Genomic DNA, 18,556 nt, shown 5'->3' with positions numbered 1-18,556 from the left:
CCATGCTGCGCATTTCTAATCTCTCATGCAGCCGTGGCAATAAGCCGCTGTTTGCCGAAGTCAGTTTCGAGCTGAAAGCGGGTCAAGCCTTGCACCTAGAGGGTGACAACGGCGTGGGTAAAACCAGTTTGCTGCGCATCGTGTGTGGTTTGTCACCTGCCGATGCGGGCGAGGTGTGCTGGCACGACAAAACTATTCAACAAAATGCCGCTGCATTTCGTTCATCACTGTTTTATTTGGGTCACGGCTTGTCGCTCAAAGAAGAGTTAAGCGCTTTGGAAAACCTCATGTCAGATGCCGCCGTGTCTGGCCGCACCCTCAGCCAGCAGCAAGCCTTGGTGGCTTTGGCCCGTATGGGTTTGCGCGGGCGCGAGCACTTGCCGCTGCGCGTGATGTCGCAAGGCCAAAAGCGTCGCACGGCTTTGGCCCGTTTGTTGGCCAGCCAAGCCCCGTTGTGGGTGTTGGACGAGCCCTTTGTGGCTTTGGATGTGAAAGCGGTTGACGGCCTGCGTGGTTTGTTGGCCGAGCATGTGACCAACGGCGGCATGGTGTTGTTCACCAGTCATCAGCCTGTGGCACTGACCAACGCCAATGGCACATCGGTCGATGTGCAAACTTACCGATTGAGAGGCGTGGCATGAGTGGCGGCGCGTTCATGGCCGTGTTGCGGCGCGATTTGCTCTTGGCCATGCGCCGCAAGAGCGAGGTGCTGACGGCGGTGTTTTTCTTTGTGGTGGTGGCCGCCTTGTTTCCGTTGGGCATTGGCCCTGAGTTGAATACCTTGCGCTTGGTGGCCCCCGGCGTGCTGTGGGTGGGCGCGTTGCTGTCGAGCATGCTGGCCTTGCAGCGTTTGTTTGAGGCGGATTACCGCGACGGCACGCTGGAACAAATGGCTTTGTCGCCTACGCCAATGCCCTTACTGATCAGTGCCAAACTCTTGGCGCACTGGCTGGTCTCAGGGGTGCCGTTGGTATTATTGGCTCCAGTTTTAGGGCTGCAATTTGACCTCTCGGCCGATGCCCTGATGACCCTCACTTTGGCCCTGTTGTTGGGCACTCCCGTTTTGTCTTTGGTGGGCGGCATTGGTGCTGCGTTGACTTTGGGTGTGCGTGGCGGCGGGGTGTTGCTCTCGCTGTTGGTGTTGCCTTTGTTCATCCCTGTGTTGGTGTTTGGTGCTGGCGCAGTTGAGGCGCAAGCCAGTGGTTTGGGAGCGCAGGCGCATTTGTCGATCTTGATGGCCATGCTGTTGCCTGCAGCCTTTTTCAGCCCGTTTGCATGTGCAGCGGCTTTACGGATCGCGTTGGAATGAAGAATATCAATTGGTTTTATTACGCAGCACCGCAAACCTTTTATGGTTTGGCGGGCAAGGCGTGGCCTTGGTTTGCTGCATTAGCAACCTTGCTGATGCTGGTGGGCATGTGGCTGGGCTTTGCTGTGGCCCCCACGGATTTTCAGCAAGGCGAGGGCTACCGCATCATCTTCGTGCATGTGCCTGCGAGCTGGATGTCGATGGTCATTTACTTGGCCATGGCGTTTTGGAGCGTGTTGGGCCTGACCTTCAACACACGCCTGTCGGGCATGATGACGCGCGCTTTGGCCCCCACCGGTGCACTGTTTGCTTTTCTGTCGCTGTGGACCGGCGCACTTTGGGGCAAGCCCATGTGGGGTGCTTGGTGGGTGTGGGATGCTCGCCTCACGTCTGAGCTGATTTTGTTTTTCTTGTACTTGGGCTACATCGCCTTGACGTCGGCCATTGACGACACACGCCGCAGCGACCGCGCCGGTGCACTGATTGCCATCGTGGGTGCGATCAACGTGCCCATCATTTACTTTTCGGTGAAGTGGTGGAACACCTTGCACCAAGGCGCTTCGGTGTCGGTGACGCAAGGCTCAAGCATGGCAGCCATCATGCTCTGGAGCATGTTGCTCATGGCTTTGGCGTTTTGGTTCTATACCGTGGCGCTGGTTCTATATCGCGTGCGCACGCTCATCTTGCAGCGCGAGAGCCACGCCACTTGGGTGCACGAACTCGAAGAGGTGAAGCCATGAGGTGGGAAAGCTGGAGCCAGTTTTGGGCCATGGGCGGCTACGCCGTGTATGTGTGGGGCAGCGTGGGTGTGACGGCGTTGCTCTTGGCCGTGGAAGTTTGGCAAGCCCGCTGGGCGCACCGTGTTGTGTTGAATCAATTGAAAGCCGAGCAGGCTGTGGCTCAATTGCTCGCCAAAGAGTCACCTGTTGAGGAATTGATGTGATGAAACCCAGAACCAAACGATTTGCACTGATTGCTGCTGGCATTGTGGTGTTGTGCGCAGCAGCAGCTTTTGTGCTGAATGCCTTTCAAAGTAATTTGGTGTTCTTCTTCACGCCCACGCAAGTGAGCAAGGGTGAAGCCCCCAAGGGGCGTACCTTCCGAGCAGGTGGCATGGTGAAAGAGGGCAGCCTGGTGCGCGATGGCAACACCGTGCGCTTTGTCATCACCGACACCGTGCATGAAATGCCCGTGACCTATGTGGGCCTGTTGCCTGATTTGTTCAAAGAAGGCAAAGGCGTGGTGTCGCAGGGCAAACTGGGTGACGACGGCATGTTCGTGGCCAGCGAAGTGCTGGCGAAGCATGACGAAAACTACATGCCACCTGAAGCCCAACACGCGATGGACGAAGCGGCGGCTGCCAAAGCTGCCAAGTCTGTGCAAACGCCAGCCCCCATCAAAGGCAACCCATGATTCCAGAACTCGGTAATTTCGCGCTCATGCTGGCCGCCTTGGTGGCGGTGATGCAGGGCGTGCTGCCCATTGCAGGCACTTTGGTGCGCAATCCGCAAACGCAAGTCACCTTGCAATCATTGGCCCGACCAACAGCGGCTTTGCAGTTTGTGTTGGTGGCGTTTGCTTTCGGTGCATTGGCGTCGGCATTTTTGAACAACGATTTCTCAGTGTTGTACGTGTCGCAGCACTCCAACTCCTTGTTGCCCAAGCCCTACCAATTTGCTGCAGTGTGGGGTGGCCATGAAGGCTCACTCTTGCTTTGGGTGTTGTTGCTGTCGTTGTGGACGGTGGCCGTGGCGGTGTTCTCGCGCAGCTTGCCACTCGATATGGTGGCGCGGGTGATTGGCGTGTTGGGTTTGATTTCGGTTGGCTTTTTACTCTTCATCTTGACCACCTCCAACCCGTTTGAGCGTTTGTTGCCTGCGGCTTTGGACGGTAAAGATTTGAATCCGCTTTTGCAAGACCCAGGTTTGGTCATTCACCCGCCCATGCTCTACATGGGCTATGTGGGCATGGCTGTGGCGTTTGCATTTGCGGTAGCTGCCCTGATGAGCGGTCGTTTGGATGCTGCTTGGGCACGCTGGTCGCGTCCATGGACGGTGGTGGCTTGGACTTTCTTGACCTTTGGCATTGGCCTCGGTTCTTGGTGGGCGTATTACGAACTCGGCTGGGGCGGCTGGTGGTTTTGGGACCCGGTAGAAAACGCTTCGCTCATGCCTTGGTTGGTCGGCACAGCACTCATTCACTCGCTGATGGTCACAGAGAAGCGCGGCAGCTTTAAGGCTTGGACTGTGTTGCTGGCCATTGCGGCGTTCTCGTTGTCGCTGCTGGGCACGTTTTTGGTTCGCTCAGGCGTGTTGACTTCAGTTCATGCATTTGCGTCTGACCCTAAGCGCGGTGTGTTTATTTTGGTCTTCTTGGCGGTGGTGGTGGGCGCTTCGCTCACGCTGTTCGCTTGGCGTGCGCCACGCGTGGCCTTGGGTGGCCGCATGGAGCTGGTGTCGCGTGAATCGTTCTTGTTGGCCAACAGTGTGTTGCTGGTGGTCGCCACAGCAGCTGTATTGCTGGGCACGATTTACCCGCTCATCATTGACGCGCTCAACATGGGCAAGCTGTCGGTGGGCCCGCCTTATTTCAATGCGGTGTTTGCACCGCTGCTCGTGCCTACCGTGTTTTTGATGATTCCGGGTTCTGTGGCGCGTTGGCGTGATGCCAATGTGCGTGAGATTGCGCACAAGCTGCGTTGGACGTTTGCGGGTGCGGCTGCCTTGGCGGTGCTGTTGCCATTCGTGTTGGGTGGCTGGTCCATCGGCGCTGCGTTTGGTTTGTTCCTCGGTTGTTGGGTGGCCTTGGGCACAGCCCAGCAAGTGTTAGAGCGTTTGCACAAGCCTGGCCGTATTGGCGCCTCCTTTTGGGGGCAACACATCGCCCACTTCGGAATGGCAGTGTTGGTCATCGGCATCACCGGCGTCAAGTGCTACGAGGTGGAGCGTGATGTGCGTATGCACATTGGTGACGTGGTGACGATTGCGCCCTACACCTTCCGCTTGAACTCGCTCGACGAAGTGCGCGGCCCCAACTACAAGGCCGTGCGTGCCGATGTGCAAGTGCTGCGCAACGACAAGATCATCGAAATTCTGCAGCCTGAAAAACGTCGCTATTTCTCATCTGCCATGGCCATGACAGAAGCTGGCATTGATTCGGGCTTCATGCGCGATTTGTATGTGTCATTGGGCGAGCCGCTGGACGACGCACGCACCGAGTGGAGCATGCGCGTGTACTACAAGCCCTTTGTGCCGTGGCTGTGGGGTGGCGTGCTGTTGATGGTGTTGGGTGGCGTGTTGGCGGCGCTCGACCGGAGATACCGCAAATGAAAAAGGTTTTGATTCCGCTGGTGCTGTTCATCGGCCTCGTGGTTTTTTTGGCCGTGGGCTTGAAGCGCGACCCGCGTGAAATCCCATCGCCCTTGATTGGTAAGCCTGCGCCACATTTCACCTTGTTCACGCTTGAACCGGGCGACGCCAAGTTTTCACCCATCGACATGCAAGGCCAAGTGTGGATGCTCAATGTGTGGGCCACTTGGTGTGTAGCCTGCCGCGAAGAACACCCCGTGCTGGTGGCGTTTTCTGAGAAGAATCAAGTGCCGATCGTGGGTTTGAGCTACAAAGAAATTCAACCGCAAGACGCCGCCTACAAAGCGCCGTTTGAAGAGAAGCTCAAGCTCGCACGCGAGCGCAGTCAAGTCTGGCTCAAGCGTCATGGCAACCCTTATGTGACCTCCGTCATGGACCTCGATGGCCGCGTGGGCATCAACTACGGTGTGTATGGCGTGCCCGAGACCTACGTCATCGACAAGGCCGGTGTGATTCGCTACAAGTTTGTCGGTGCGGTCACGCCCGCGTTGCTGGCTGAAAAAATCTTGCCTTTGATTGCGGAGTTGAACAAATCATGAAACGTGTGTGGATGAATGGCGCCTTGAGTTGCGTTTATGCGCTCAGCGTTTCAATGGCGATCTGGTTCACCCCGCAGGCAGCTTTGGCGCAAGCAACGTCTGCTTCGTTGGCTCTTGAGCCAGCAATGGCTGCGTCTTCAGGCTTGGTGGTGGGGCGTGAAGCGCCACTCATGGCGGAAGACCCGAAACTCGAAGCTCGCTTAGTGGACATCTCGCAAGAGTTGCGTTGCATGGTGTGCCAAAACGAATCCTTGGCTTCCTCGCACGCCGAGTTGGCCGACGACCTGCGTAACGAAGTGCGCGAGCTGATTCGCTCGGGCAAGTCTGATCAAGAGGTGAAAGATTTTCTGGTGTCGCGTTATGGCGACTTTGTGCTGTATCGCCCCGAGGTCAAGCCTTTGACTTGGGTGTTGTGGTTTGGTCCGTTTTTGTTGCTGGTCGTCGCCGCTATTTTCTTGGGTGTGTACTTGCGTCAACGTCGCGCTTTGGCTGCACCTGTCGCCATGACGGACGACGAACGCGAACGCGCCAAGCAACTGTTGAAAGGTTGATGTGAATCCCGCACTCGCTTTTATTTATGTCGCCGTGGCCATGATGGCCTTGGTGTTGATTGTGTTGAGCGTGGCGCTGTGGCGTGGCTCGCAACAGGGCGCACGTTTGGCTGCCAGCCAAGCCGATGCCATCAACCACCCCGCACAAGCCAATGCCGCGGTGTACCGCGACCAAATGGCCGAACTCGACCGCGAGTTTGTGATGGGTAACTTGAGCTATGAAGAGCTCAAAGCCGCGCGTGACGAACTGTCGCAACGCTTGTTGGCCGATGTCGGTGTCGATGGTCTGACCGATAAGGCAACCCCTCATGTGTCGAATTTGCCCTCTGCGTCTGGTGCCGCGTTGTGGCGCAAGCCTTGGCTGAGTATTGCCTTGTTGGTGTTTGTGGTGCCTGTGTCGTCCCTGCTGATGTACAGCGTGTTGGGCGAACCCGCCGCGCTCGATCCCATGGCTTTGAAGCAAGGTGTGGATTCATCTGCCGAAGTCACCCCCGAGAAGTTGACCGAAATGGCCACTGCACTCACGCGCCGTTTGCAAGACGAACCCAACAGCATGGAAGGCTGGGTCATGCTGGGGCGCGTTCAGCGTGCACGTGGACACTTTGAAGAGTCTGCAGAGGCTTATGCCAAAGCCTTGGCGCTGAGCCGTGATGACAACCTGTCTATTGAGCGTGCCGAAGTGTTGGCGCAAAAAAATGGCGGCAGCTTTGCGGGTGAGCCTTGGTCCATCATTCAACGTGTGCTCACAGCTGATCCCCACCACTTGAACGCCTTGTTCTTGGCTGGCAGTGCGTCGTATGCCGAGATGAATTTCAATACCGCCTTGCGCTACTGGGAGCGTGCCCGAGAAGTGGTGTCCGCTGATTCACCCGATGCACCCGAGCTAGACCGTGCCATTGCAGAAGCCCGTAGCAAGATGGGTTTACCGGCCATTCCGCCACGCGCTGTCAGTGCAGTTGAAACGCAAGCTAGCAAGGTTGCCATGGCCACTAGCAGCATCAGTGGCCGCGTGACCTTGGTCAAAGAGCTTCAAGGCTTGGTAGCACCTACAGACACCGTGTTTGTGTACGCCACACCAGTGGCCGGCTCACGCATGCCTGTGGCTATCGTGCGCACCACTGCGGATAAATTGCCTTTTGACTTTGTGCTCGACGACAGCACCGCTATGAACCCTAGCGCCAAGCTCTCGGGCATGGACGAGGTGACTGTGCGTGTTCGCATTTCAAAGAGCGGTCAAGCGGTTGCGCAAGCGGGTGACTATGGCGTGAGCCTCACGCCCGTGAAGCCCGGCAGCAAAGGCCTGAACTTGATGGTGCGTGACACCTTGCAGACGACGCCGTAAATCACACGCTTAAAACGCACGCCTGAATTTACTTTTAGGTTTGCGCAATGACAAAGGCCCCGCAGTCAAAAACTGCGGGGCCTTTGTTTGATGGGTGTTAGCTAGTTACAGCAAACCGTTCATGCGGGCAAAGTGCAGTGTTTGGGTGCGACTCTTCACATCCAAGCGACGGAACAAACGCCACAAGTGAACTTTGACCGTGTGTTCGCTGATCTCCAACTCGGCGGCAATATCGCGGTTGCTCAAACCACGGTCCAGCATGACGATGAGTTGTTTTTGACGCTTAGACAGCTTGGTCTCGCCCACAGCCACCACAGCTTCTTCGTCGCCGTTTTCAGCCGCAAACAAGCCATGGATGGCAGCAGAAATTTCGTTGGCAGGGGTGGACTTCTCGATGTAAATGTCAGCACCAGCTTCGATACAGGTCTCTTCAGCTTCGCCAGCAGGCATCGAAGAAATCACAGCCAAAGGTACAGTGCCATACATGGTCTTGATGTCTTTGACGGCTGAGGTGCCTTTCACGCCAGGCAACAACAAGTCGAGCACAAACAGCTCAGGCTCACCGTTTTTGATGATGGCAGCTTGCAATTCGCTGAACTTTTCTAATTCGATGACTTTCGATGCGGGACGCATACGGCGCAACAACATGGCGATGGCTTGGCGAACCAAAGGATGGTCGTCAATGATGTACATACTCATTTTTATTACTCCTGAATCAATATTAGTAGTTTAGCCCCATTGCGGAGCGAACATCCTGCATGGTTTCCCGCGCTGTTTTACGAGCTTTTTCAGTACCTGCGTCCACAATCTCACGCACAATTTTCGGGTTGCTGATGTAGGGCTCAGCACGCTCGAGCATGGGTTGCTGCTCGCGCAAGATGGCTTCGATGATGGGTTGTTTGCATTCCAAGCAACCAATGCCAGCTGTTTTGCAGCCTTGCGTCACCCATTCACGTTGGGCCGCATCGCTGTAGACCATGTGGAATTGCCACACAGGGCATTTGTCGGGGTTGCCCACGTCGGTGCGTTTTTGGCGCGCGGGGTCGGTGGGCATGCGCTTGACCTTTTGCTCAATCGTGGCGCGGTCTTCGCGAATGGCAATCGAGTTGTTGTAGCTCTTGCTCATCTTGGCGCCGTCCAGGCCCGGCAGCTTGCTGGCTTCGGTCAGCAGTGCGTGGGGTTCGGTCAAGATGACTTTGCCTGTGCCTTTGAAGTAGCCTTCCAAGCGCTCGCGGTCTTGCCCGTCGAGTTCGGGCGCTGAAGCGATGTAGCCGAGCGCACCTTCCATGGCTTTGGCGTCTCCTGTTTCTTGGTAGGCCTTGCGGGACTTCTCAAAGCGTTTGATGCTGTCTTTGGGAAGTTTGGCCAGCGAAGCCTGCACTTTTTCTTCGGCGTTGATTTCGCGGCCATAGAGGTGATTGAAACGGCGCGCGGCTTCGCGCGTCAGCTCCACATGGCTGGCTTGGTCTTCGCCCACTGGCACATGCTTGGCTTTGTAAATCAAGATGTCTGCGGCTTGTAGCAAGGGGTAACCCAAGAAGCCATAGGTGGCCAAGTCTTTGTCCTTGAGTTTTTCTTGTTGGTCTTTGTAGGTGGGCACGCGTTCCAACCAACCCAGCGGTGTACCCATGGCCAAGAGCGTGAACAACTCGGCATGCTCAGGAATGCGGCTTTGCAAGAAGATGGTGCAAGCGTTGGGGTCTAGGCCGGCGGCGAGCCAGTCGATCACCATCTCGTACACGTTCTTCTCAATCACCTCACGGTTTTCGTAGTGCGTGGTCAGGGCGTGCCAGTCGGCCACGAAGTAGAAGCAATCCATCTGAGACTGCAAACGCACCCAGTTTTTCAAAGCGCCGTGGTAGTGGCCTAAATGCAAAGCACCCGTGGGGCGCATGCCGGAGAGAACGCGTTCTTTCATGTTCAAGGCTTCAGTAAAAATTCAAATGGACTGAGCATGAGGCTCAGCAACTCAAAGGTCAGGGTCATGATGGGTGCCATCCACAAGCTGTCGACGACTTTCAACACCACCAAGGCCATCACGATGTAAAAGCCATAAGGCTCGACGCGTGAGAACCACACGGCTTGCTTCCAAGGCAGCAAGCCCACCACGATGCGACCCCCGTCGAGCGGTGGCAGCGGGAACAAATTAAAGGCAAACATGACGGCGTTCACCTTCACACCGGCTTTGCAAACCTCAATGAAATAGCGTTCTTCCACACCCGCAGCAATCAAGCCGTACATGGCGAAGGCCCACACAAAGGCTTGCAGGAAGTTGATGGCAGGGCCAGCCAGCGCCACCCAAATCATGTCGCGTTTGGGATGGTGCAAACGGCCAAAATTGACAGGCACAGGGCGCGCGTAACCAAATAGAAAGTTACCACCCGTGGCCAAAAACAACACGATGGGCATGACCAGTGTGCCCATGGGGTCGATGTGCGGCATGGGGTTGAGCGTCACGCGGCCCATCATCCAAGCCGTGTTGTCGCCGCGTAAGTGCGCGACATAGCCGTGGGCAGCTTCGTGCAGCGTGATGGCAAACACCACGGGCAGGCCGTAAATAAGAATGGTTTGAATCAGGTCAGGGAAATTCACAACGTCATTGTCGCATTCAACACTTTGGGTCTAGCTGCGGAGCGGCTTACAGGCCCAAAGTGCTCAGTGGGCCGCGTCCTTCGCGGATGACCTCGGGGTCGCCGCCGCCGTCCATGGGGGTGAGGTCCACCACGGTGGTGGGTTCGAGTGCACAGGCGCCTGCATCAATCACGGCGGCGAGGTCGTGCTCAAAGCGGTCGCGAATGGCTTCGGCATCGTTCATCGGTTCGGTCTCGCCGGGGGGGATGAGCGTGGTGGCGAGCAGTGGTGCGCCGTGGAGTTCGAGCAAGTCGAGCAAGGTTTTGTTCAGCGGCACGCGCAGGCCAATGGTTTTGCGCTGTGGGTGGCTGACGCGGCGGGGCACTTCTTTGGTGGCTTCCAAGATGAAGGTGTAAGCACCGGGCGTGGCTGCTTTGAGCAAGCGGTATTGGCGGTTGTCGACCTTGGCGTAGTTGGCCAGCTCAGACAAGTCGCGGCACATCAAGGTGAGGTGGTGCTTGTCGTCGACTTGGCGAATACGGCGCATGTGCTCCACAGTGGCTTTGTCGTCCAAGTGGCAGACCAAGGCGTAGCTGGAGTCGGTGGGCACGGCCACGATGCCGCCGCGCTCCAGCAGTTGCACGGCTTGCTTGAGCAAGCGGGGTTGTGGGTTATCAGGGTGGACTTGAAGAAACTGAGCCATGAGCGGGTAAGCCGAAAAGTGAGCAAGTGTGGTGGCCAGCACCACTGAGTTGTGAAGGGAATGCGCTTATTGAATGCGGTCAGCCAGTACTTCCCACACAGGGGTGAGTTGGCCTGGCAGCCAAGGCAGGGTGCCAAGGTCAATGCGACTTTCGTCGGGGCTGTGGAAATCGCTGCCGCGTGAGGCAAATAAATCAAACTCTTTGGCCATGTCGGCATAGGTCACATATTCAGCTACCGAGTGACTGCCCGTGACCACTTCGACGCCTTGACCGCCGTGGTTTTTGAATTCGGTGAACAGCGCAAACTCCTCGTTGGGCGTGAAGCCGTAACGTGCTGGGTGAGCAATGACTGCCATGCCTTTGGCTTGCACGATCCATTGCACCGCGTCTTTGAGCGAGGCCCAGCGGTGAGGCACAAAGCCAGGGTTGCCTTCGGTCAAGAAGCGACGAAACACCTCGTTGGTGTCTTGGCAGGCGCCGGTTTCAACGAGGAAGCGGGCGAAGTGGGTGCGAGAAATCAGCTCATGGTTGCCTGCGTATTTCAGGGCGCCTTCGTACGCGCCGTGAATGCCAACTTTGGCTAGGCCTTCTGACATTTCTTTGGCACGCTCGCCGCGACCACCGCGTGTTTGGAGTAGGCCTTTTTGGAGCTGCTCGTCATGCGCGTCAAAACCGAGGCCCACGATGTGCACGGTTTTGTTGGCGAAGGTGATGGAGATTTCCACGCCTGTCAGGTACTTCATACCAGCGGCCTGCGCTGCAGCGAGTGCGCGGTCTTGGCCGCCCACTTCGTCGTGGTCGGTCAAGGCCCATAACTCGACACCATTGGCTTTGGCACGAGCAGCTAACTGCTCAGGTGTGAGCGTGCCATCCGAGACCACGGAGTGGCAGTGCAGGTCAGCGTTGAGGATGGAGGAAGTCACGCCTTCATTGTAGGCGTGGCAAGGCTTCTCGCGCATTGGCGCTGGTGGCAGCGGCCAGCGCTTCTAAGGGAATGCCGCGCAGCTCGGCCAGCACTTGGGCGATGCGCGGTAGCTCGGCGGGTTCGTTGCGGCCTTGGGGTTGGCCTGCAGCGCGTTGCTCGGCGGTGGTGTACAGCCAATGCGGGGGAATGTCGGGTGCATCGGTTTCGAGCACGATGGCTGAGAGCGGCAGCTCGGTGGCCAAGCGGCGCAGTTGCAAGGCGCGGTCATAGGTCAGTGCGCCGCCAAAGCCGAGCTTGAAGCCCAAGGCGATGAAGGCTTGTGCTTGTTGCACGCTGCCATTGAACGCATGGGCTATGCCGCCCACCACCGGCGTGTCGCGCAACCCTTTCAGCAGCAGGTCGGCACTGCGGCGCACATGCAAGATGACGGGCAGCTGGTGTTGCTGCGCGAGCTTGAGTTGGGCTTTGTAAAAGCGTTGCTGCTGGGCCAGTGCTTCGGGGATGTTGAGCTCAGGCACAAAACCATCGAGGCCAATTTCACCCACGGCCACCAAACGTGGGTCGTGGCGGTGGGTGTGCAGCGCCGCATCGAGTTGTGCCACATGCGCCTCGGTGGCTTGGGGGGTGTAGAGCGGGTGAATGCCCAAGGCATAAGCGTCTTGCTGGGCGTGGGCCAGCAAGCGCACGGTGTCAAAGTTGGCTACTTCAACGGCGGGAATCACACACATGGTCACGCCCGCCGCGCGTGCTCGCAGATGCACGGTAGCTCGGTCGGGCTCAAATTCGGCAGCGTCTAAGTGCGCGTGCGTGTCAATCCACATGAATCAGTGCCAAGGCCAGGCTGGCTAGCCTTAGGCATTTCCCAGCGCAAAGACTGAATTAGGCACTTTGGGCAGGGGCGATGCAGCTGGTTTTTGCGCAAACACACCACGCTTGGGCGAGTTGTTGGTGGGCGCGCTGACGCCTTTGGATAGCTGAGCCGCAATGAGGCTGTGCAAGCTGATGGACTGCATGTGGTCATCCATTTTTTGATTCAGCGTGGACCACAGCTCTTCGGCCGACACATAGCCGTTTTGCTCGGCATCGGCAGGCAGCTGCTCTTTCTCGTCGGGGCTGTTGACCGCATAAATGATGTCGGCCACGCTGATGTGGTTGGCATCACGGTTAAGGGTATAGCCGCCGCCGGGGCCGCGCGTGCTTTCCACCAGCCCGTGCTGACGCATCTTGCTGAAGATTTGTTCGAGGTAGGAGATCGAGATGTGCTGGCGCTGGCTGATGGCGGCCAATGACACAGGGCCTTGGTGCTGGCGCAAACCCATGTCAATCATGGCGGTGACGGCAAAACGGCTCTTGGTACTCAAACGCATGGAATCCTCCTATCGGTTCTGGTGCTGACGTCTGTCAGCTGAGGGGGACTTTAAACACAAAAACACTTCGTGTAAATTCGTATTTATTGTTTTATTTATTCGAAAAAAACGAAGTTTAATAGGGTCTATGAATTTCAAGCACTTGTATTATTTTTGGGTCACAGCCCGTGCGGGCGGCATCATGCGCGCGGGTGAGCAGTTGCACACCACGCCACAAACCCTGTCTGGGCAAATCAAGTTGCTCGAAGAAAGCTTGGGTCGCAAGCTGTTTCGCAAAAGCGGTCGCCAGCTGGAGCTGACCGAAGACGGGCGCAAGGCGTTGAGTTATGCCGACGATATTTTTGCCTTGGGCTCCGAGCTGAAAGCCGCCATGGCCAACACCCAAGCGGGCGTGAGGACGTTGGAGTTTCGGGTGGGCGTGGCTGATTCAGTGGCCAAGTCAGTGGCCTACCGGCTGCTTGAGCCCGCTTTGTCTATAGCCGAGCCGGTGCGCTTGATTGGCAGCGAAGGCAAGTTTCCAGACCTACTGGCGCAGCTGGCGTTGCACCGGCTCGATTTGGTGATTGCCGATGAGCCGCTGTCTAAGCGCATCAGCGTGAAAGCGTTTAACCACGAGTTGGGCACCACGCCCATGAGTTTTTTTTGCACGCCAGCGTTGCGCGCCACTTTGAAAGGCAAGTTTCCGCAGTGTTTGCATGACGCGCCCATGTTGATTCAAGGCTCATCGTCCTCAGTACGGCAGCAATTGGACGGTTGGCTGGTCCGCCACAAAATTCAACCGCGCGTGGTGGGTGAGTTTGACGATGGCGCGCTGATGACGGCGTTTGGCCGCGAGGGGCGGGGGGTGTTCATGTCGCCCGGCATTTTGGAAGACGAGACCGTGGCCCATTACGGGGTAGAGGTGATGGGCCGCAGCGATGAGTTGGTGGAAGAGTTTTTTGCGGTGTCGGTGGAGCGCCGCATTTCGCACCCGTGTGTGGCGGCGATCACGCAAAACGCGCGAGGCCGTTTGTTCAGCGGCTAAATTAGCAGACCTTCGTTGAACGCTTGAAGCGCCTGCCGTGCGTTAGCTGGGTTGCAGCACGCCTGCACTCAAGTGCAGCTGGCGGTCGCAGCGCGCTGCCAAGGCGTTGTCATGTGTCACCAGCACAAAGGCGGTGTTGTGCTCGCGGGCCAGTTGCAGCATGAGTGCAAATACGTTGTCAGCCGTGTTGCGATCAAGGTTGCCCGTGGGCTCATCGGCCAGCACACACGCGGGGCGCGTGACCAAGGCGCGGGCAATCGCCACGCGTTGGCGTTCACCGCCTGACAACTCTGCCGGACGGTGGTGCATGCGGGGGCCAAGGCCCACGGCTTCGAGCATGGCCTGCGCTTGGGCGCTGGCAGCGGCGCGGTCCATGCGGCGAATCCACAGGGGCATGGCCACGTTGTCGAGTGCGCTGAACTCTGGCAACAGGTGGTGAAACTGATACACAAAGCCCAAGTGTTGGTTACGCAAATCGCCCAAGGCTGCAGCGCTCAGGCCTGCCAAGGGTTGCCCCATCAGCGACACGCTGCCAGAGCTGGGCTCATCCAAGCCACCCAACACATGCAGCAAGGTGCTTTTGCCAGAGCCCGATGAACCAACGATGGCCAAGGTTTCGCCGGCATTCACCGACAGGTCGACGTTTTGCAGCACGGTCACATCCAGCGGCCCTTCGGTGAAGCGGCGGCTGATGTTGTGGGCAGTGAGAACGGGTGTATTTGTCATAGCAAGCCTCATTCGTAGCGCAAGGCTTGAGCTGGGTTGACGCGGCTGGCGCGCCAACTGGGGTAGATGGTGGCGAGGAAAGCCAGCACTAAGGAGATGATGGCTATCGGCCAAATGTCGCCCGCTTGCGGGTCGCTGGGCATGCGGCTGATGAGGTAAATATCGCGTGGCAAGAAGCTGGCGCCCAACAGGTTTTCAATGGCAGGCACGATGACATCAATGTTGAAGGCCACGCTCAGGCCTAGCAGCAAACCACCCAATGTGCCCAACACGCCTACCGTTGCGCCTTGCACCACAAAGATGGCCATGATGCTTTTGGGGCTCGCACCAAGTGTGCGCAAGATGGCAATGTCCGCGCGTTTGTCGGTCACCGTCATCACCAGCGTGGTGACGAGGTTGAACGCCGCCACCGCCACGATGAGGGTAAGGATGATGAACATCATGCGTTTTTCCACTTGCACTGCAGCAAACCACGTGCGGTTTTGGCGTGTCCAATCGCGCACGATCACGTCCGGGCCGAGTTGCATTGCCAAGTCATAGGCCACGCTGCGGGCTTGCTGGCTGTCTTTGATTTTTAAGCGCACGCCCGTGGGCGCTTCGAGGCGGAAGATGCGCTGTGTGTCGTCAATGTGGAGCAGCGCCAAAGACGCGTCGTATTCGTAATGGCCCGAATCAAAAATGCCAGACACGTGCAACTGCTTCAAGCGCGGCATTACGCCTGCGGGTGTCACCTGCCCGCCTGGCGCGATCAGGGTGATTTGGTCACCCACGCGCACACCCATAGCCATGGCCAGCTCGCCGCCTAACACCACGTTGAAGCTGCCGGGCTGCAAAGTGGCGCGTACCTCGGGCGGAATTTGCAAGGTGAAGTCGCTCACCTGTGTTTCTGGCTCGGGGTCAATGCCACGTACCATCGCACCGCGCATGTCTTCGCCTCGTGCCATCAGGGCTTGTTGTGACACGAACGGGGCTGCGGCCACGACTTCGGTGTTTTGTTTGGCTTGGGTGATGAGCGCATTCACATCCGCAAAGCCTTCGCCACCAGGCGCGAGCAGCTCGATGTGCGACACCACGGCCAACATGCGGTCGCGCACTTCCTTTTGAAAACCGTTCATCACGCTCAACACGATGATGAGCGCGGCCACGCCCAGCGCGATGCCCAGCATGGACACGCCTGAGATGAACGAAATAAAACCGTTGCGGCCTGCTACTTTGCCAGCGCGCGTGTAACGCCAGCCAATCAGCAGTTCGTAGGGGAGTTTGGAAGAAGTGGTTTGCATGTGGGCTGGATTATCCCGTAGTGAAAAGCATGCCTTTTTAAACCGGTTGGCGGCATCACGGACAATCGAGGTTATGACTTCTGTGCTGACCTCTGTGCCACCCAACGCCGCGCGCGACACAACCCTGATTCCCTTCTCGCTGTGGACCACCCATGGCCCCGAGGCCTCGGTGTTGGCTAAGGCTGAGTTGCCGAATTTGCGTGCGTGGCTGGCGCAGGCTCGACGCGTGGATGTGCAAGTAGATGAGGTGCAAGAGTCATTGCTCGCCACCTTGTCGCCGCCGCATGAACGTGCTTGGGCGCTCGCCATGGGTTGGCTAGCGCAGGATGGTTGTTTACCGTGGGCTGCGCGAGCGGCGGCTGCGCTGGATGGACAAGACACTCACGCCAGTGTTGCGCCCACCGCATCGCCATCCGGCTGGGCCTTCATCACCCTGTGCAACTGGCACGTGAGCAATGGCCAAGTCACGCTGGGCGACCCCGCCTATTTGCAAATCGACGAAGCCACAGACGCCACGCTATTCAAAGCCATGCAAAGCTTCTTCGCGGAAGATGGCATTGCCTTGCATCCCTATAAGCCAGGCCTGTGGCTGGCGCAATCGCCACTGTTTGCTGACTTGCCCACCGCTTCGCTAGACCGTGTGATTGGTCGCAACATCGACCCGTGGTTGGTGGGCAGCCATGTGGCCGCCGATGCGCTCAGCCCTGCCGCCAAACTGTTGCGTCGTTTACAAAACGAAATGCAAATGTTGCTTTACACCCATCCCGTCAATGACGGCCGCAGTTTGACCATCAACTCGTTTTGGGTACATGGCACGGGCGCGTTGCCCAGCAATGCGAATAAGCTCGCACAGCAAGAGCCCGCTGTCATTCACACCCTGCGTCAAAGCGCGTTGCAGCAAGACCTTATTGGTTGGCTGGACTCGTGGCAACACGTCGATGCCCACGTCATCGCACCCATGCTGGCGCGTGTGGCCGCAGGCGAACCGCAGCGTTTGGTGTTGTGCGGCGAGCATGAGTTTCATGTGTACGACAGCGCCGCGCCATCGCTGTGGCAACGCGTGCGTACGCGCTTCGCTCCTACTTCTTTAGACACCGTGTTGGCCGTTGCGCCCCTGAAAGACTAAGCCCATGCAATTCATCCCACGCGACATGCCACCGCGCAGCATTTGGGCGCTTGAGCAAGCGGGCGTGCATCCGTTGTTGGCGCGTCTCTATGCAGCACGCGGCATTCAAGATGCGGCCACGCTCGACGCGTCGCTGGCGCAACTGTTACCGCCCACTGGGCTCAAAGGCATCGAAGTCGCCGCCGTGTTGTTGGCCGATGCGATGGCAGACAACAAAAAACTCTGCATCGTGGCGGACTACGACTGCGATGGAGCCACCGCCTGCGCTGTGGCCCTGCGTGGACTGCGCTTGCTGGGCGCGAAGCACGTGAGCTACATCGTGCCCGACCGTGTGGTGGATGGCTATGGCCTCACGCCACCGATTGCCGAGCGTGTCAAAGCCAGTGGCGCAGATGTGCTGATCACTGTGGACAACGGCATTGCCAGTGTCGAGGGCGTGGCCACGGCTCGTAAGTTGGGTTTGCAAGTGCTCGTCACCGACCACCATTTGCCTGCGGCTGTGTTGCCCGAGGCTGACGCCATCGTCAACCCCAACCAACCCGGTTGCACGTTTGAGAGCAAGGCACTCGCCGGTGTGGGCGTGATGTTTTATGTGTTGCTCGTCTTGCGCGCAGAGCTGCGCAAGCGCGGTGTGTTCACGGCAGAACAACAGCCAAAACTAGACACCTTGTTGCCACTTGTTGCGCTGGGCACCGTGGCCGATGTGGTGAAGCTCGATGCCAACAACCGCCGTCTGGTAGCCCAAGGTTTGGCGCGTGTGCGCAAAGGTCAAATGCCTGCGGGCATGACCGCGTTGTTTGCAGCGGCCGGCCGCACCAGCGAGAAATGCACCTCACAAGATTTTGGTTTTGCAGTGGGGCCGCGCATCAATGCCGCCGGTCGTTTGTCTGACATGACGCTGGGTATTGAATGCCTCACCACCGATGACGTGGGCCGAGCCACCGAGCTGGCCACGCAGCTTGACCGCATTAACCGCGAGCGTCGCGAGATTGAAGGCGACATGCGCGAGCAAGCCCTAGAGCTGGCGCAAGAAATGTTTGACCCCGAAGAAGAGCCGCCCTCAGCCCTGTGTGTGTTCGACCCCGACTTTCACGAAGGTGTGGTGGGCATCGTGGCGGCCAAGCTCAAAGACTTGCACCACCGCCCCACCTTTGTGTTTGCGCCCAGCCAAGCGGCGGGCAAAGGGCACGAGCTCAAAGGCTCAGGCCGCTCCATCCCCGGTTTTCATTTGCGCGATGCACTCGACCTCGTGGCCAAACGCCACCCCGGCGTGTTGCTGCGCTTTGGCGGTCACGCCATGGCGGCGGGTTGCACTTTGGAAGAAGACAACCTCGCCACCTTTGAAGAAGCCTTGCAACAAGTCGCGCAAGAGTGGCTTGATGAAGCCACCTTGCAACGCCGCTTAGAAACCGATGGCCCACTGCTGCCCGAATACCGCCGCCCCGAGTTGGCCGACACACTGGCTCGCGAAGTGTGGGGCCAAGGCTTTGCGCCGCCTACCTTCAGCGAAGAGGTCGAAGTGTTGGGTCAGCGCTTGGTGGGAGAAAAACATTTGGCGCTCAAACTGCGCCACCAGGGTCAGCCTGTGGATGGCATTTGGTTTGGCCGTGTGGATCCCTTGCCGCCTCTGGCGCATTTGGCGTTTCGCTTAGAGGCGGATGAATGGCAGGGCAACAAGCGCGTGCGCTTTGTGGTCGAAGGCATGGCTGGATAAATAACGAAGA

21 protein-coding genes are annotated in these 18,556 nt (G+C 58.0%); 12 read left to right on the top strand and 9 right to left on the bottom strand.

Annotated features, from left to right (window positions below):
- Positions 1 to 2 precede the first annotated feature (2 nt).
- Genes ccmA through ccmI form a run of 9 tightly spaced genes read left to right on the top strand, consistent with a single transcriptional unit; the run spans position 3 to position 7,109 of the window.
- The gene (ccmA, locus tag C5F52_RS25925; protein ID WP_104801263.1) at positions 3 to 641 is read left to right on the top strand and encodes a cytochrome c biogenesis heme-transporting ATPase CcmA; all 639 of its coding nucleotides are present in this window, start codon (positions 3 to 5) and stop codon (positions 639 to 641) included.
- The gene (gene ccmB, locus C5F52_RS25920) at positions 638 to 1,309 is read left to right on the top strand and encodes a heme exporter protein CcmB (protein WP_201747093.1); all 672 of its coding nucleotides are present in this window, start codon (positions 638 to 640) and stop codon (positions 1,307 to 1,309) included. Before ccmA ends, ccmB begins: the two co-directional genes overlap by 4 nt.
- Positions 1,306 to 2,049, top strand: a complete 744-nt coding sequence (ccmC, locus tag C5F52_RS25915) for a heme ABC transporter permease CcmC (RefSeq protein ID WP_104801262.1) — start codon at positions 1,306 to 1,308, stop codon at positions 2,047 to 2,049. The genes ccmB and ccmC overlap by 4 nt, the downstream gene beginning before the upstream one ends.
- On the top strand, positions 2,046 to 2,252 hold the full coding sequence (gene ccmD, locus C5F52_RS25910; protein WP_104801261.1) for a heme exporter protein CcmD: 207 nt from the start codon (positions 2,046 to 2,048) through the stop codon (positions 2,250 to 2,252). The genes ccmC and ccmD overlap by 4 nt, the downstream gene beginning before the upstream one ends.
- Positions 2,252 to 2,722 carry a cytochrome c maturation protein CcmE gene (gene ccmE, locus C5F52_RS25905; RefSeq protein WP_104801260.1) on the top strand — a complete coding sequence of 157 codons (471 nt, stop codon included), beginning with the start codon at positions 2,252 to 2,254 and terminating at the stop codon, positions 2,720 to 2,722. The genes ccmD and ccmE overlap by 1 nt, the downstream gene beginning before the upstream one ends.
- Entirely contained in the window at positions 2,719 to 4,638 is a 1,920-nt protein-coding gene (locus tag C5F52_RS25900; RefSeq protein ID WP_104801259.1) for a heme lyase CcmF/NrfE family subunit, read from the top strand. The genes ccmE and C5F52_RS25900 overlap by 4 nt, the downstream gene beginning before the upstream one ends.
- Positions 4,635 to 5,216: a DsbE family thiol:disulfide interchange protein gene (locus tag C5F52_RS25895; protein WP_104801258.1), complete on the top strand. Its 582-nt coding sequence runs from the start codon at positions 4,635 to 4,637 to the stop codon at positions 5,214 to 5,216. The genes C5F52_RS25900 and C5F52_RS25895 overlap by 4 nt, the downstream gene beginning before the upstream one ends.
- Positions 5,213 to 5,767: a cytochrome c-type biogenesis protein gene (locus C5F52_RS25890; RefSeq protein ID WP_104801257.1), complete on the top strand. Its 555-nt coding sequence runs from the start codon at positions 5,213 to 5,215 to the stop codon at positions 5,765 to 5,767. The genes C5F52_RS25895 and C5F52_RS25890 overlap by 4 nt, the downstream gene beginning before the upstream one ends.
- 1 nt (position 5,768) lies before the next feature.
- On the top strand, positions 5,769 to 7,109 hold the full coding sequence (gene ccmI / locus C5F52_RS25885) for a c-type cytochrome biogenesis protein CcmI (protein WP_146100166.1): 1,341 nt from the start codon (positions 5,769 to 5,771) through the stop codon (positions 7,107 to 7,109).
- A gap of 105 nt (positions 7,110 to 7,214) precedes the next feature.
- Here the strand turns inward: ccmI and C5F52_RS25880 are convergent, their stop codons facing one another.
- The 7 genes from C5F52_RS25880 to C5F52_RS25850 form a co-directional block, all read right to left on the bottom strand.
- Positions 7,215 to 7,808, bottom strand: a complete 594-nt coding sequence (locus tag C5F52_RS25880) for a response regulator transcription factor (RefSeq protein ID WP_104801255.1) — start codon at positions 7,806 to 7,808, stop codon at positions 7,215 to 7,217.
- 22 nt (positions 7,809 to 7,830) lie between these two features.
- Entirely contained in the window at positions 7,831 to 9,027 is a 1,197-nt protein-coding gene (locus C5F52_RS25875; protein WP_104801254.1) for a tryptophan--tRNA ligase, read from the bottom strand.
- A 2-nt stretch (positions 9,028 to 9,029) separates the two neighbouring features.
- Positions 9,030 to 9,701, bottom strand: coding sequence for a site-2 protease family protein (locus C5F52_RS25870; RefSeq protein WP_104801253.1), 672 nt, complete (start codon positions 9,699 to 9,701; stop codon positions 9,030 to 9,032).
- Between the two features lie 46 nt (positions 9,702 to 9,747).
- Complete coding sequence (locus C5F52_RS25865; RefSeq protein ID WP_104801322.1) at positions 9,748 to 10,383, bottom strand: L-threonylcarbamoyladenylate synthase; 636 nt, start codon at positions 10,381 to 10,383, stop codon at positions 9,748 to 9,750.
- A gap of 66 nt (positions 10,384 to 10,449) precedes the next feature.
- Positions 10,450 to 11,307 (bottom strand): 3',5'-nucleoside bisphosphate phosphatase, encoded by an 858-nt coding sequence (locus C5F52_RS25860; protein WP_236658013.1) that lies wholly within the window; start codon positions 11,305 to 11,307, stop codon positions 10,450 to 10,452.
- A 4-nt stretch (positions 11,308 to 11,311) separates the two neighbouring features.
- Complete coding sequence (locus tag C5F52_RS25855; protein ID WP_104801251.1) at positions 11,312 to 12,130, bottom strand: TatD family hydrolase; 819 nt, start codon at positions 12,128 to 12,130, stop codon at positions 11,312 to 11,314.
- Between the two features lie 30 nt (positions 12,131 to 12,160).
- Entirely contained in the window at positions 12,161 to 12,676 is a 516-nt protein-coding gene (locus C5F52_RS25850; RefSeq protein ID WP_104801250.1) for an Rrf2 family transcriptional regulator, read from the bottom strand.
- Between the two features lie 127 nt (positions 12,677 to 12,803).
- Here C5F52_RS25850 and nhaR point away from each other — a divergent pair, with 127 nt between their 5' ends.
- Complete coding sequence (nhaR, locus tag C5F52_RS25845; RefSeq protein WP_104801249.1) at positions 12,804 to 13,700, top strand: transcriptional activator NhaR; 897 nt, start codon at positions 12,804 to 12,806, stop codon at positions 13,698 to 13,700.
- 42 nt (positions 13,701 to 13,742) lie between these two features.
- On the opposite strand, the gene lolD is transcribed toward nhaR, so the two are convergent.
- Together lolD and C5F52_RS25835 are read right to left on the bottom strand one after the other, a co-directional pair.
- Positions 13,743 to 14,426, bottom strand: a complete 684-nt coding sequence (gene lolD, locus C5F52_RS25840; protein WP_104801248.1) for a lipoprotein-releasing ABC transporter ATP-binding protein LolD — start codon at positions 14,424 to 14,426, stop codon at positions 13,743 to 13,745.
- Positions 14,427 to 14,434: 8 nt separating this feature from the next.
- The gene (locus C5F52_RS25835; RefSeq protein WP_104801247.1) at positions 14,435 to 15,706 is read right to left on the bottom strand and encodes a lipoprotein-releasing ABC transporter permease subunit; all 1,272 of its coding nucleotides are present in this window, start codon (positions 15,704 to 15,706) and stop codon (positions 14,435 to 14,437) included.
- Positions 15,707 to 15,779: 73 nt separating this feature from the next.
- Between C5F52_RS25835 and C5F52_RS25830 the strand changes: the two genes are divergently transcribed.
- Both C5F52_RS25830 and recJ read left to right on the top strand, forming a co-directional pair.
- Positions 15,780 to 16,832, top strand: a complete 1,053-nt coding sequence (locus C5F52_RS25830; protein ID WP_104801246.1) for a hypothetical protein — start codon at positions 15,780 to 15,782, stop codon at positions 16,830 to 16,832.
- A gap of 4 nt (positions 16,833 to 16,836) precedes the next feature.
- On the top strand, positions 16,837 to 18,546 hold the full coding sequence (gene recJ, locus C5F52_RS25825) for a single-stranded-DNA-specific exonuclease RecJ (protein ID WP_104801245.1): 1,710 nt from the start codon (positions 16,837 to 16,839) through the stop codon (positions 18,544 to 18,546).
- Positions 18,547 to 18,556: the final 10 nt, after the last annotated feature.

It is taken from the genome of Limnohabitans sp. TS-CS-82, assembly GCF_002943475.1.
Note: the sequence above shows the minus strand (reverse complement) of the source record. Positions and strands in the feature narration are given on the sequence as shown.

Coding starts and splice junctions, on each gene's coding strand:
- C5F52_RS25900 (WP_104801259.1), top strand. CDS start 2,719: ATGATTCCAGAACTCGGTAATTTCGCGCTCATGCTGGCCGCCTTGGTG.
- C5F52_RS25880 (WP_104801255.1), bottom strand. CDS start 7,808: ATGAGTATGTACATCATTGACGACCATCCTTTGGTTCGCCAAGCCATC.
- C5F52_RS25855 (WP_104801251.1), bottom strand. CDS start 12,130: ATGTGGATTGACACGCACGCGCACTTAGACGCTGCCGAATTTGAGCCC.
- C5F52_RS25895 (WP_104801258.1), top strand. CDS start 4,635: ATGAAAAAGGTTTTGATTCCGCTGGTGCTGTTCATCGGCCTCGTGGTT.
- C5F52_RS25865 (WP_104801322.1), bottom strand. CDS start 10,383: ATGGCTCAGTTTCTTCAAGTCCACCCTGATAACCCACAACCCCGCTTG.
- ccmC (WP_104801262.1), top strand. CDS start 1,306: ATGAAGAATATCAATTGGTTTTATTACGCAGCACCGCAAACCTTTTAT.
- ccmB (WP_201747093.1), top strand. CDS start 638: ATGAGTGGCGGCGCGTTCATGGCCGTGTTGCGGCGCGATTTGCTCTTG.
- ccmA (WP_104801263.1), top strand. CDS start 3: ATGCTGCGCATTTCTAATCTCTCATGCAGCCGTGGCAATAAGCCGCTG.
- C5F52_RS25830 (WP_104801246.1), top strand. CDS start 15,780: ATGACTTCTGTGCTGACCTCTGTGCCACCCAACGCCGCGCGCGACACA.
- C5F52_RS25850 (WP_104801250.1), bottom strand. CDS start 12,676: ATGCGTTTGAGTACCAAGAGCCGTTTTGCCGTCACCGCCATGATTGAC.
- C5F52_RS25875 (WP_104801254.1), bottom strand. CDS start 9,027: ATGAAAGAACGCGTTCTCTCCGGCATGCGCCCCACGGGTGCTTTGCAT.
- ccmE (WP_104801260.1), top strand. CDS start 2,252: ATGAAACCCAGAACCAAACGATTTGCACTGATTGCTGCTGGCATTGTG.
- nhaR (WP_104801249.1), top strand. CDS start 12,804: ATGAATTTCAAGCACTTGTATTATTTTTGGGTCACAGCCCGTGCGGGC.
- C5F52_RS25835 (WP_104801247.1), bottom strand. CDS start 15,706: ATGCAAACCACTTCTTCCAAACTCCCCTACGAACTGCTGATTGGCTGG.
- ccmD (WP_104801261.1), top strand. CDS start 2,046: ATGAGGTGGGAAAGCTGGAGCCAGTTTTGGGCCATGGGCGGCTACGCC.
- C5F52_RS25890 (WP_104801257.1), top strand. CDS start 5,213: ATGAAACGTGTGTGGATGAATGGCGCCTTGAGTTGCGTTTATGCGCTC.
- recJ (WP_104801245.1), top strand. CDS start 16,837: ATGCAATTCATCCCACGCGACATGCCACCGCGCAGCATTTGGGCGCTT.
- lolD (WP_104801248.1), bottom strand. CDS start 14,426: ATGACAAATACACCCGTTCTCACTGCCCACAACATCAGCCGCCGCTTC.